We start from the raw sequence: 12,177 nt of genomic DNA on the forward strand, positions 1-12,177 counted from the left end.
CGCACCGTAGTAGAGGACGTCAAGCTCCGTCGATGTGTCGGGACTGTTGGCGGTACCGGCCGGGGGCCAGGCCGTGTTCGCGTTTGAAGGCCTTGGCGAAGGCGAACTCGGACGCGTACCCGGTGCCCTGGGCGATCGCCTGCACCGGTTTGTCGCTGCCGCGCAGGGCCTGTGCGGCCAGGGTCATCCGCCACCAGGTCAGGTAGCCCAGGGGTGGTTGGCCGACCAGCGCGGTGAACCGGCGCGAGAAGGCGGCCCGCGACAGGCCGGCCTTCGCGCCCAGGGTCTCGACCGTCCACTGGTGGGCGGGGTGCTCGTGGATGTGGCGCAGCGCGGTGGCGATCGCGGGATCGGCCAGCGTCGCGGCCCAGCCGGTGGCGGCGCCGCCGCGGGTCTGGTCAGCGAGCCAGGCCCGCAGGATGTAGAGCAGCATCATGTCCAGCAGGGCCGACACGACGGCCTCGGCGCCGTGGTCGGGGTTGGCGATCTCGTCGCCGAGCAGGTCGACGGCGGCGCGCAGCGGCGAGCGGTGGCCGAGGCGGGCCGGCAGGTGGATGACGTCGGGCAGCTCCTGGAACAGCGGATGCGGCCGGGTCCGGTCGAGGGTGTAGGCGCCGCACAACAGGACCGTGGCGGCGCCGTCGCCGGCGTCGGCGAACGGGATCAGGTCCGACAGGATCGCCGAGGGTGCGTCGGCCAGCGGTCGGGAGAGGTCGTCGGCCAAAGCGTGTCCGCACCCGTGCGGCAGGCACACCACGTCGCCCGGACCCAGCGCGAGCGGCGGGCCCTCCGACGGGATCAGCCAGCACGTGCCCTCCAGCACCACGTGGAAGCCGGTTCCGGAGAACGGCTCGGCCCGCACCCCCCACGGGACGCGCTTGCGGATCTCGGCGGAGTGCGGGCGTCCCGTGCGCATGGCACGGATGGCGTCGCTGAGTACGTCCATTGCCCGATCGTATCGGCCGATGACCCGCGGCGAGATGATCGGACAAAGAAGCGAGACCCTGAGCCATGGAGAGCCGTCGAAGGTCTCCATACGGTGATGGACATGAGCCACTACACCGCAATCGCCACCGCGACCGGCCGCGACGGCCGCGCCGTCAGCTCGGACGGCAAACTCGACGTCAGGCTGGCCATGCAGAAGGAACTGGGCGGCACCGGCGACGGCACCAACCCCGAACAACTCTTCGCGGTCGGTTACGCCGCCTGCTTCGCCACCTCGATGCGGTTCGTGGCCCAGGCGAAGAAGCTCGACGTCACCGGCATGTCGGTCACCGCCGAGGTCGGTCTCGTCCCGAAGGAGGACGGCAGCGGGTTCCGCCTCGAGGTCGTCCTGCGGACGAAGCTGCCCGAGAGCCTGCCGCCGGAAGCCAAGAGCGACCTCATCGAGGCCACCCACCAGGTGTGCCCCTACTCCGGCGCCACCCGCGGCAACATCCCGGTCGAACTGCTCGCCGAGTAGGCGCGCTGGAAGCGCTGGGCGAGCTGCCCCAGCGCCGCCGCCAGTTCCGGCGCGTCGACGATCTCGAAGTCGGCGTCGAGCATGCCCAGGTGGAGCGCGAGCAGGAGCGGATGGTCCGAGCCGGGCTCGAAGGCGCACCGGTCGTCGCCGAGCGGCTCGACGTCGATCGGGATCGGCAGGCGGGCACGCACGTGGGCCGCGGACGCGTGCACGACGACGCGGGCGCGGTACCGCCAGGTCGCCTCGCCGACGCCGCGGGCGACGCGGGCCGCGATCTCGTGGTCGGGCGGCAGGTCCCGGGGCGGGAAGCGGGGACCGGTCGGGGTGCGCGGGTCGAGGCGGTCGACGCGGAAGGTGCGCCAGTCGTCGCGGTCGGGATCCCAGGCGACGAGGTACCAGCGTTGCCGGTCGCAGACGAGGCGGTACGGCTCCACGTCGCGCCGGGTGACGGCACCGGAGTGCGCCCGGTAGTCGAACCGCAGCCGCTCCCGGTCGCGGCAGGCGGTGGCGATCGCCGTCAGCACGTCCGGGTCCACCTGGGGTCCGAACGACGGCACCGGCACCAGGTGCGACTGGAAGGCGCTGACCCGGTGGCGCAGCCGCGCCGGAAGGATGTGCTGCAGCTTGGCCAGCGCCCGTACCGACGTCTCCTCCAGGCCGGAGATCGACCGGGACGCGGCGGTGCGCAGCCCGATCGCGACCGCCACCGCCTCCTCGTCGTCGAGCAGCAGCGGGGGCAGCGCGCCGCCGGCGCCCAGCCGGTACCCGCCGGCCACCCCCGGACGCGCGTCCACCGGGTAGCCCAGCGCGCGCAGCCGCTCGACGTCGTTGCGGACGGTGCGGGTCGTGACGCCCAGCCGCTCGGCGAGTTCGGTACCGGTCCAGTCGCGGCGGGCCTGCAGCAGGGACAGCAGGCGCAGCAGGCGCGCCGAGGTCTCCAACATTCCCCGATTCTGCCCGACAACTAGGAACGGACCTTTCCGCGTTTGCTTCTAGCGTTCTCCTCATGACGACGAACCCGTTCCGCATCGAGATTCCCCAGGCCGACCTGGACTACCTGCACCGCCGCCTCGCCGACGCCCGCTGGCCCGGCGAGCTGCCCGGCGTCGGCTGGAGCCGGGGCGTGCCGCTCGACCACCTCGTCGAGCTCGCCGGGTACTGGCGCACCGGCTACGACTGGCGGGCCGAGGAGGCGAAGCTCAACCGGTTCCCGCAGTTCACCACCGAGATCGACGGCCAGCGCATCCACTTCCTGCACGTGCGGTCGGACCGGCCCGGTGCGAAGCCGTTGCTGATGACGCACGGCTTTCCCAGCTCCGTCGCCGAATTCCTGCACCTGATCGAGCCGCTGGTCAACCCGGATGACGACGGCCCGGCGTTCCACGTCGTCGCGCCGTCGCTGCCCGGCTACGCGTTCTCGACCCCGCTGAGCGCGACCGGCTGGACGATGGCGCGCACCGCCCGCGCCTGGGCCGAGCTGATGCGGCGGCTCGGCTACGAGCGGTACGGCGTGCACGGCGGCGACATCGGCGCCGGCGTATCGGGGACCGTGGCCGGGCTCGACCCGGAGCACGTCGTCGGCGTGCACGTGGTCACCGATCCGCTGACCGCCGCGAACGTGGCCACCTTCATCCCCGGCCTCGCCGACCGGCTCGACGAGAACGACCCGGTCGACAAGGTCGCCCTCGACCGGATGGAGACGTTCCGGGCCGACGGCTCCGGCTACCTGGCGATCCAGAACACCCGTCCGCAGACCATCGGATACGGCCTGGTCGACTCCCCGCTCCTGCAACTCGCCTGGATCGCGGAGAAGTTCGAGGCGTGGACCGACCTCCCGATCGACCGCGACCAGCTGCTCACCACCGTCAGCCTGTACTGGTTCACCGGCTCCGGAGCCACCGCCGCACACACCCTCTACGAGCAGGCACACTCCTCGGACTGGGGCGCACCACCGGCGTGCCCGCAGGGCTTCGCGGTGTTCGGCGCCGACCCCACGGTCCGAAAGCTTGTTCCCGCACCAGCCGACGCCCACTGGACCGAGTTCGACCGCGGCCTGCACTTCCCGGCGATGGAGGCCCCGGCACAACTGGTGGCCGACCTGCGAACCTTCTTCGGGCCGTTGAGCTGACCGGAGTCCCCGTAGGCTGGCCGGCGTGACGCGCAGGAGGCCGAGGTGACCGGGACGACGGTGGCGGACGTGATGGCCGAGCTCGCCTCGCTCGAGGACCCGAGGGCCCGCGAGGTGAACGGCAGACACGGTGACGACCACGGGGTCAACCTCGGCAGCCTGCGCGCGCTGGCGAAACGCCTGAAGACCCAGCCGGACCTCGCCCGCGAACTCTGGCAGACCGACGACTCCGCGGCGCGGCTGGTGGCGATCCTGATCTGCCGGCCGAAGGCCTTCACCCGCACCGAGTTGGACGCCATGCTGCGCGCGGCGCGCACCCCGAAGGTGCACGACTGGCTGGTGAACTACGTGGTGAAGAAGAGCCCGCACGGTGAGGAGTTGCGGGTGGTCTGGTCGGCCGATCCGGATCCGGTGGTCGCCAGCGCCGGCTGGGCGCTGACCACCGAACGCGTGGCGAAGAACCCCGACGGTCTCGACCTCACCGAACTCCTCGACGTCATCGAGGCCGGGATGAAGGACGCCCCGGACCGCCTGCAGTGGGCGATGAACCACTGCCTGGCCCAGATCGGAATCGAGCACCCCGACCACCGCGCCCGGGCATTGGACATCGGCGAACGCCTCCAGGTCCTGAAGGACTACCCGACGCCGCCGAACTGCACGTCGCCGTACGCACCCGTCTGGATCACCGAAATGGTCCGCCGCCGAACCGATCCGGTGGGAAAGGGTCGGCTCCATGATCGTTAGCGGTGCGACGTTCTTGCTGTTTTGAGCGACTCGGGACAGCAAAAAACGTCGCACCGCTTTCGATCACCTCACGGCAGGTGGGCCTCGGCCGTCGCGCCCGAGGCGTCGGTGGCCTTCACCTGCGCGCCGCTGATCTCGGTGGCGGCCTTGATGCGACGGGTGAAGCGGCCCTCGGCGTCAGCGGTCACCGCGTCCTCCCCGAACGTGTGGGTGGTCGGCCCGCCCCCGACGAACAGGTCGTACGCGAGCCGCACGGTCTGGTTGCCGCTGAACCCGGTGCCGGTCACCTCGACGAAACGCCCCTCGCCCGGCACCAGGATCGCGCGCAGCGTGATCGCCGGGTGCCGCGGACGCGGTGCGAGCGGACCCCAGTTGTCGTGGATGCCCGACCATTCCGAGCCGTTGTACCACCACGACGTGTAGACGCGCCGGTCGTTGCCGGTGATGAACAGGTCGATGCTGATCGACGACTTCGTGGTGGCCGCGACCGGCGCGCCGGCGGGGAAGAAACCCCCGATGGACCGCCAGTTGTCGTTGATACCGGACCATTCCGACCCCTCGTACCACCACTCCGTGTAGACGCGCCCGTCGTTGCCGGTGATGAACAGGTCGATGCTATTGGGCGTCTTCGTGATGGCCGAAACCGGTGCGCCGGCCGGGAAGAAACCCCCGATGGGACGCCAGTTGTCGTGCCTGCCGGACCACTCCGAACCCTGGTACCACCAGGAGGTGTAGACCCGACCGTCGTTGCCGGTCACGAACACGTCGAGGTTTCCGGCGTGCCGCGAGGTGACGCTCAACGGCGCGCCCCGCGGGAAGAAGCCGCCGATGGACGGCCAGTTGTCGTGGATGCCCGACCATTCCGAGCCCTCGTACCACCACGAGGTGTAGACCCGTCCGTCGTTGCCGGTGATGAACAGGTCGATGCTGTTCGGCGACTTCGTGATGGCCGCGACCGGTGCTCCGGCGGGAAAGAATCCGCCGATGGAACGCCAGTTGTCGTTGATGCCGGACCACTCCGAGCCGTGGTACCACCAGGAGGTGTAGACCCGACCGTCGTTGCCGGTCACGAACACGTCGAGGTTCCCGGCGTGCCGCGAGGTGACGCCCAGCGGCGCGCCCGGCGGGAAGAAGCCGCCGATGGACCGCCAGTTGTTGTTGAGCCCGGACCAGTCCGAGCCCTCGTACCACCACGACGTGTAGACGCGGCCGTCGTTGCCGACGACGAACAGGTCGATGCTGTTCGGCGACTTGGCGATCGCCGCGATGGGCGCGCCCGGCGGGAAGAAGCCGCCGATCGGTCTCCAGTCCCCCGCGATGGCTCCCCAGTCGTGGCCGGCGTACCACCACGTCGTGTAGACGATGCCGTCCGACCCGACCGTGAAGAGGTCGAGGTTGCCGTCGGACCTGGTGGTCGCGGCGATGTTGCGTCCTGCCTGCATGACTGTTCTCCGTTCAGGCTTGTTCGGTTCAGGCGAGTTCGTTGATTTCGAGGTACAGCTCCCGTTCGACCGCGACCTCGACGGTGAAGTGGCCGAGGGAGGCGCGGGTGCGGGTCGCCGGGAACGACGCGGTGACGGTGTCGCCGGCGCGGAGCCGGTGCTCGACGTCGTCGTCCGGCCCGAAGAAGGCGCGCCGTCCGAACCGGTTCGCCACCACCGTGTCGTCCAACGGGCGGCCGCTGCGGGTCCGGGCCGTGCCGGGGACGAACCGCACGGCGAGCACCTGGTCGAAACTGGGCCGCTCGCGCAGTTCGTGTGCCAGGTGCCGGCGGTCGCGCCCGAAGCACAGGTAACTCAGCTCCCGGCCGGGCTCCCGCTTCGCGTCGACGTCGAGCAGGCTGTACGACACCACCCGGTGGACGTCCACGCGAACATTGCTCGCGATCGGGGTGCCGCCGCGCTCGAAGTGGCCGCGCACGAGCGTCCCCTCGAAAGCGTTCCGGGCCGCGACGCCGTCGTGACGCTCCAGTTCGGCGATCGGGAAGGGGACGGGGTCGAACGTGTACAGGCCGTCGCCGTGCCGTGCGCGGTCGGCGCGGAGCAGGTCGAGTGCCTCGGGGTCGAACCCGACCTCGCCCACGAACTGGACGTTGTGCGGGCACTCGTACATCGGCAGGTGCGACAGATAAAGTGGATCTTCGCCGAACAGCAGCATGCCGTGCCGGCCGGTGGTGTCGCATTCATCGGATCCGTGCTGGTGACCGCTGTGGTGGCTGTGTTCGCCCGTCATGGCGCCTCCTCGGCAGACCGGAATCGGTCGGTTCCGAGGAACGGTCACACGCAGGCCTCATCGCGGACCTTGCGGCGACCTTGCGGCGGACGCTTTCGGGGGACGGGTGCCTACTCGCCGGCGTGCTGAATGCCGACCATGAACTCCAGCGACGTCGCGGCGTCCCACGTCTGCTGGCCCACGACGCCGTCGACCTGGATACGGGCCCACTGCTGGAACGCGCGGACCGACGCGGCCGTGTTGGAGCCGAAGTCGCCGTCGACGCCCTGCGGGGTGACCCCCCACAGCCCGGACGCGCCGTTCGTGAGGACCGCCTGCAGGCTCTTCACGGCGTCACCCTGCGAGCCCTGGGACAGGACCGGCATCGGGGACCCGGTGGGCAGCGCCATCCACGTCGCCTCGTCGACGACCCCGGTGACGGGCAGGCCGGCCTGCTGCTGGAACTGCTTCGTCGCGGCCTCGGTCAGCGGCCCGAAACTCCCGTCGACCTCGAGCGACGTGTTCGGGGTGCGGCGCAGCGCGCGCTGTGCCCGTCGCACCGGTTCACCGGAGTCGCCGACCCGCACGGTTGGCTGGCCAGGATTCGCCATCGTCATGCACCGTCCTCGGTGGGAACGTCGATTCGCGCGGTACGGGTGGCGCCGATCAGCTCGACACCGTGGAGACCGGTGATGCCGGCAAGATCGATCTGGACGCTGTAGGCCGCCGATCCCCCGTCGGTCTGCGTGCCGTCGCCGGCCGTGCACACCACCTGGATGCCCCGGTACGGCGGACGCCCGATGTGCTCCAGTGGCACCAGACTCACCTCGGCACCCGGAAACGGCGCCACACCGCCGACCACCAACGCCGGCCGCGGCGGATAGATCATCGGGGTGACGACGTCGACCTGGTTGAAGTCGATGAGCTGGAACGACTGCGCCATGTGCTCACCGGTCCCTCGACGGAGTGGGCGACAGCGATTGCCGTCAATCTATGGGGGCCCGGTCCCGAAAGGCAAGGGCGCTCGCTCATACCCGGTCCCGCGATGCCGATATTCGCGAAGGGACCACGACAGAGAGCGGGCGGTGGTGCGGACAGCACGGGACGGTCGGACGTCGCGACGGCTGGTGGCCGCGACCACGGCCTGTCTGGTCGCGGGTGTTGCCTGGGGCGTGCTGCACGCCCTGGGCGTGGCGGTGCCGAAGCTGTCGGTGCTGCTGCTGGTGCCGGTGTCGTTCGGGTGCACGGCGGCGGTCACCGTCGTCGCCGCCCGCGCGCCGGGGCTCGCGGACACCGGGCGGCGGTTCTGGCGACATCTCACCCTGTGCGTGGTGCTCGTCGCGGCCGGGTCGTCGCTCATGTCGCCGGCACGGCTGACCCCGGAGGCGCCGCGTGCGTTGACGCTCATCCAGCTGTCGGCGCCGCTGCTCGTGCTCGGGATCCTCGTCCTGTTCTACGCCCTGCTGCGGCTTCCCGTGCGCGCCCGGTCGCCGGGCGAGTGGTTGCGGCTGGGGCTCGACGGGATGATCGTCCTGTTCACCACGGCGCTGTTCCTGTGGCATCTCGCCCTGCGGCCCCTGGTGCAGCGGCACCTCGACCTCAAGGTCGTGCTCGTCCTGTGCATCGTCACCGTCACCTGCCTGGTGACGCTGGTGGCGGTGATGAAGGTGGTGATGCTCGGCAGCGGCCCGGTCAGTGGACGGTCGATGGGTGTACTCGCCTCGACGATGCTGCTCGGCGCGCTGGGCGCGGTCCTCACGCCGCTCATCGACGAGCCCCGGTGGGTCGGCGTGCAGCCGGTGCTCACGTTCACCGCGTCGCTGCTGGTCGCGACCGCCGCGCACGTGCAGTACGTCACGGCGGTGAACCCCGCCGCGGAACGGTCGCGGACGCGGCCGGACCGGCCGTACAGCAAGCTCCCCTACTTCGCCGGCGGGGCCACGCTGCTCCTGCTCGCCACGGTGGCGTACGGCGTCGACCACGGTGACATCGCCGCCGTGGCCACCGGGGCCGTCGCGGTCAGCGGGGTCGTCGGTGTCCGTCAGCTGGTGGCGCTGCGCGACAACGCGCAGTTGCTCGAGTCGGTGCGCCGGCACGAACAGCGGCTGCGGCACCAGGCGACGCACGACGCCCTCACCGGTCTCGTCAACCGCGCCCGGTTCACGGACCTGCTGGCCGACGCGCTCGACCACGGTCGCGGCGGCGTCGCCGTGCTGCTCATCGATCTCGACGACTTCAAGCTCATCAACGACACCCACGGCCACGCCGTCGGCGACGAGGTGCTGATCACGGTCGCCCGGCGGCTCGGCGACGCGGTGCGGGCCGGCGACGTGGTCGCCCGGCTCGGCGGGGACGAGTTCGCCGCCGTGCTGTACGACGCCACCGACGAGCACGGCGTCGCCGTCGCCCGGCGCATCCGCGACGGGCTGTCCGCCGCCGTCACCGCGGGCGGGCACGAACTGCTCGTGCGCGCCAGCGTCGGCATCGCCGCGTCGGCGGCCGGCGACGAACTCGACACGCTGCTGCGCAACGCCGACCTCGCGATGTACGGGGCGAAGGAACGCGGCAAGGGCGACTACTTCGCCTACGTGCCCGGGATGACGACGCGGATCGTCGCGCACGCCGAACTCGGCGCCCAGTTGCGCGAGGCCATCGACGCCGGGCAGCTCTTCATCGAGTACCAGCCGATCGTCCGGCTGTGCGACGGGCACATCGTGGGCACGGAGGCGCTGGTGCGCTGGCGCCACCCCGAGCGCGGGATCGTGCCGCCGGCCGAGTTCATCCCCGCCGCGGAGCAGACGGGACTCGTGGTCCCGCTGGGCCGGTGGGTCCTGCGCGAGGCGTGCGCGCAGCAGAGCCGGTGGCGGCAGACCCTCGGTGCCGCCGCGCCGGGCTCGGTCGGCGTCAACGTGGCCGGCCGGCAGCTCACCGAGCCCGACTTCGTCGCCACCGTCGGCGCCGCGCTCGCCGACACCGGCCTCGATCCCCGGCACCTGATCATCGAGGTCACCGAGACGGCGGTGGTCGACGCCGCCGCGACCGCCGCCCTGCAGGCGCTGCGCGACATGCGGATCCGGATCGCCCTCGACGATTTCGGCACCGCCGCGTCGTCGCTGGGGCTGCTGCTGACCTGCCCGGTGACCGCGCTGAAGCTGGACCGCACGTTCGTCGACCGGATCACCACCGTGAACCGCCAGGAGGCCGTGGCGATGGCGGTGGTCCGCATGGCGCAGGCGCTCGAGCTCGACGCCGTCGCCGAGGGCATCGAGACCGAGGAGCAGGCCGTGCTGCTGCGGAACCTCGGCTACCGGTTCGGCCAGGGGTACCTCTACGGGCGTCCGCTGGCACCGGACGATCTCGCCACGCGGGTCGCGCCCGCCCTCTCCTCCGTCGGTCGTCGCACCGGGTAACCGACGCGTCGCCTCCCGTTCATCCGGTCATCACCGGACGCACGCCTTCCGGTCGGTCCGCCGGTGGACCGTAGGAATTCCGGAGCGGTGGTCATGAACAGTAAAAAGCACCTACCGGACGTGCTGGTGCCACGTCGGCAGAACAGGAACGGCGCGCCGAAGCAGCACCCGACCCACGGTCACGGGTCCGGTCTCCCGGCCGCGCTGAGCCTGTGCGGATCGACCGGCTCAGTACGGCTGGACGTGGACGATGTGCACCGGTTCGGTGTCGGGGCCGACGCGGACGAACGCGTGCTCGGCCCAGTTCCAGTACTGGCCGGTGATCAGGTCGTGGGCCACGAACCGGTCGGCCCAGCCCAGGCCGAGGTCGGGCATGGTCAGGTGGAGCCAGGTGTCGCGGGTGTGCGCGGGATCGAGGTTGGCCACCACCACGATCACGTCGTCACGGTCGTAGATCCGGCGGGCCTTGGAGAAGACCAGCACCTGGTCGTCGTCGGCCCGGTGGAAGCGCAGATTCCGTAACCAGTGCAGCGCCGGGTGGGCGCGGCGGATCTCGTTGATCCGGGCCAGGTACGGCCCGAGGGTCCGGTCGCCGCGCTCGGCCCAGCGCCGGTCCTTGTACTGGTACTTCTCGTTGTCGAGCTGCTCCTCGGCGCCGGGGCGGGCGACGTTCTCGATCAGCTCGTACCCGGCGTAGATGCCGTAGCTGGGTACCAGCGTCGCGGCCAGCGCGGCGCGCATCTTCCACGCCGCGACGCCGCCCTGCTGCATGAACGGCGTGAGGATGTCGTGGGTGGTGGGCCAGAAGTTCGGGCGCATGTACGCCGCGGCCGGCCCGGCCAGTTCGCGGCAGTACTCCTCGATCTCCGGCTTGGAGTGCCGCCAGGCGAAGTAGGTGTACGACTGCTGGAACCCGGCCTTCGCCAGGTTGTGCATCATCGGCGGGCGGGTGAACGCCTCGGCCAGCCAGATGATCTCCGGGTGCCCGGCGCCGATGTCGGCGATCAGCCGTTCCCAGAAGGCGACCGGTTTGGTGTGGGGATTGTCGACGCGGAACAGCGTGACGCCGTGCCGGATCCACACCAGCACCACGCGGCGGATCTCCGCGTAGATGCCCTCCGGATCGTTGTCGAAGTTCAGCGGATAGATGTCCTGGTACTTCTTCGGCGGGTTCTCGGCGTACGCGATCGAGCCGTCGGCGCGGGTGGTGAACCACTCCGGGTGTTCGGCGACCCACGGGTGGTCGGGCGCGCAGTTCAGCGCCAGGTCGAGCGCGACCTCCAGGCCGAGCCGGCGGGCCTCGGCGACGAACGCGTCGAAGTCGGCGAACGTGCCGAGGTCGGGATGGATGGCGTCGTGGCCGCCCTCGGCCGAGCCGATGGCGTAGGGCGATCCGGGGTCGTGCTCCTCGGCGTGCAGGGCGTTGTTCCGACCCTTGCGGTTGATCCGACCGATCGGGTGGACGGGCGTGAGGTACACGACGTCGAACCCCATCGCCGCCACGGCTTCCAGACGACGGGACGCCGTGGCGAACGTGCCGCTCGTCCACCGTCCCGTTGACTCGTCGAACGTCGCGCCCTCCGACCGGGGGAACAACTCGTACCAGGCGCCGTACAGGGCCCGGTCGCGCTCGACCAGCAACGGCAGGTCGGGGCTCGCCGACACGTTGTCGCGCAGCGGTCGCTCGGCGAGCTCGCGGCGCACGTCGCCGGACAGGCCCGCGCTCAGCCGGGTCTCCGGCGCGGATCCGGTGTCCCGCAACGCCTTCGCCGCCTGTTCCAGTGCGGCCGCCCGATCCGCCGGACGCGGCACCTCGGCCACCGCGCGGTCGAGGACCCGCGCGCCCTCCTCGAGCATCAGGTCGACGTCGACACCCGCCCCGACGTTGATGACCGCGTCGTGGTTCCACGTGCCGTACGGATCGGACCAGCCCTCGACCCGGTACGACCACAGCCCGGTGCGGTCGGCGCTCACCGTCGCCGCCCACGCGTCGAGACCGGCGTTCACCCGGACCATCGGCACGTGGTGCTCGACGCCGGCCGGATCGGTGAGCACCACGGTCGCGTTCACCGCGCCGTGCCCCTCCTGGAACACCGTCGCGGTGACGTCGAACTGCTCACCGACGACCGACTTCGCCGGCCGGTTGCCACCGTCGACGACCGGTGCGACATCGGTCACCGGAACACGGCCGAACGGCCGGCGGGGCGCTGTCATATCGACCA

General features: G+C 71.0%; 11 protein-coding genes. 4 read left to right on the forward strand and 7 right to left on the reverse strand.

The annotated features are described in order from the left end of the window. Window positions 1-19: 19 nt before the first annotated feature. Window positions 20-946: an AraC family transcriptional regulator gene (locus Vau01_RS58880; RefSeq protein ID WP_204012496.1), complete on the reverse strand. Its 927-nt coding sequence runs from the start codon at window positions 944-946 to the stop codon at window positions 20-22. Window positions 947-1,048: 102 nt separating this feature from the next. Here Vau01_RS58880 and Vau01_RS58885 point away from each other — a divergent pair, with 102 nt between their 5' ends. Continuing rightward, window positions 1,049-1,462: an organic hydroperoxide resistance protein gene (locus Vau01_RS58885; RefSeq protein WP_239152972.1), complete on the forward strand. Its 414-nt coding sequence runs from the start codon at window positions 1,049-1,051 to the stop codon at window positions 1,460-1,462. Here Vau01_RS58885 and Vau01_RS58890 read toward each other — a convergent pair. After that, window positions 1,411-2,406, reverse strand: coding sequence for a helix-turn-helix transcriptional regulator (locus tag Vau01_RS58890; RefSeq protein WP_204012497.1), 996 nt, complete (start codon window positions 2,404-2,406; stop codon window positions 1,411-1,413). The genes Vau01_RS58885 and Vau01_RS58890 overlap by 52 nt on opposite strands. A gap of 62 nt (window positions 2,407-2,468) precedes the next feature. Here Vau01_RS58890 and Vau01_RS58895 point away from each other — a divergent pair, with 62 nt between their 5' ends. Together Vau01_RS58895 and Vau01_RS58900 are read left to right on the forward strand one after the other, a co-directional pair. Beyond that, on the forward strand, window positions 2,469-3,590 hold the full coding sequence (locus Vau01_RS58895; RefSeq protein ID WP_204012498.1) for an epoxide hydrolase family protein: 1,122 nt from the start codon (window positions 2,469-2,471) through the stop codon (window positions 3,588-3,590). A gap of 72 nt (window positions 3,591-3,662) precedes the next feature. Further along, the gene (locus Vau01_RS58900; RefSeq protein WP_204012613.1) at window positions 3,663-4,334 is read left to right on the forward strand and encodes a DNA alkylation repair protein; all 672 of its coding nucleotides are present in this window, start codon (window positions 3,663-3,665) and stop codon (window positions 4,332-4,334) included. A 68-nt stretch (window positions 4,335-4,402) separates the two neighbouring features. Here the strand turns inward: Vau01_RS58900 and Vau01_RS58905 are convergent, their stop codons facing one another. The 4 genes from Vau01_RS58905 to Vau01_RS58920 form a co-directional block, all read right to left on the reverse strand. Continuing rightward, window positions 4,403-5,776, reverse strand: coding sequence for a PLL family lectin (locus Vau01_RS58905; RefSeq protein WP_204012501.1), 1,374 nt, complete (start codon window positions 5,774-5,776; stop codon window positions 4,403-4,405). A 28-nt stretch (window positions 5,777-5,804) separates the two neighbouring features. Continuing rightward, a complete protein-coding gene (locus tag Vau01_RS58910) occupies window positions 5,805-6,566 on the reverse strand; it encodes a hypothetical protein (RefSeq protein WP_204012503.1) in 762 nt (253 codons plus the stop codon). Between the two features lie 110 nt (window positions 6,567-6,676). Continuing rightward, window positions 6,677-7,156, reverse strand: coding sequence for a peptidoglycan-binding domain-containing protein (locus tag Vau01_RS58915; protein ID WP_204012512.1), 480 nt, complete (start codon window positions 7,154-7,156; stop codon window positions 6,677-6,679). A 2-nt stretch (window positions 7,157-7,158) separates the two neighbouring features. Beyond that, entirely contained in the window at window positions 7,159-7,488 is a 330-nt protein-coding gene (locus Vau01_RS58920) for a hypothetical protein (RefSeq protein WP_204012515.1), read from the reverse strand. 142 nt (window positions 7,489-7,630) lie between these two features. Between Vau01_RS58920 and Vau01_RS58925 the strand changes: the two genes are divergently transcribed. Then, window positions 7,631-9,955, forward strand: a complete 2,325-nt coding sequence (locus Vau01_RS58925; RefSeq protein ID WP_204012529.1) for a putative bifunctional diguanylate cyclase/phosphodiesterase — start codon at window positions 7,631-7,633, stop codon at window positions 9,953-9,955. Between the two features lie 228 nt (window positions 9,956-10,183). Here Vau01_RS58925 and Vau01_RS58930 read toward each other — a convergent pair whose 3' ends face one another. Then, window positions 10,184-12,169, reverse strand: a complete 1,986-nt coding sequence (locus tag Vau01_RS58930; RefSeq protein WP_204012532.1) for an alpha-1,4-glucan--maltose-1-phosphate maltosyltransferase — start codon at window positions 12,167-12,169, stop codon at window positions 10,184-10,186. Window positions 12,170-12,177 lie beyond the last annotated feature (8 nt).

This window comes from Virgisporangium aurantiacum (assembly GCF_016863635.1).
Taxonomy (GTDB): Bacteria; Actinomycetota; Actinomycetes; order Mycobacteriales; family Micromonosporaceae; genus Virgisporangium; species Virgisporangium aurantiacum.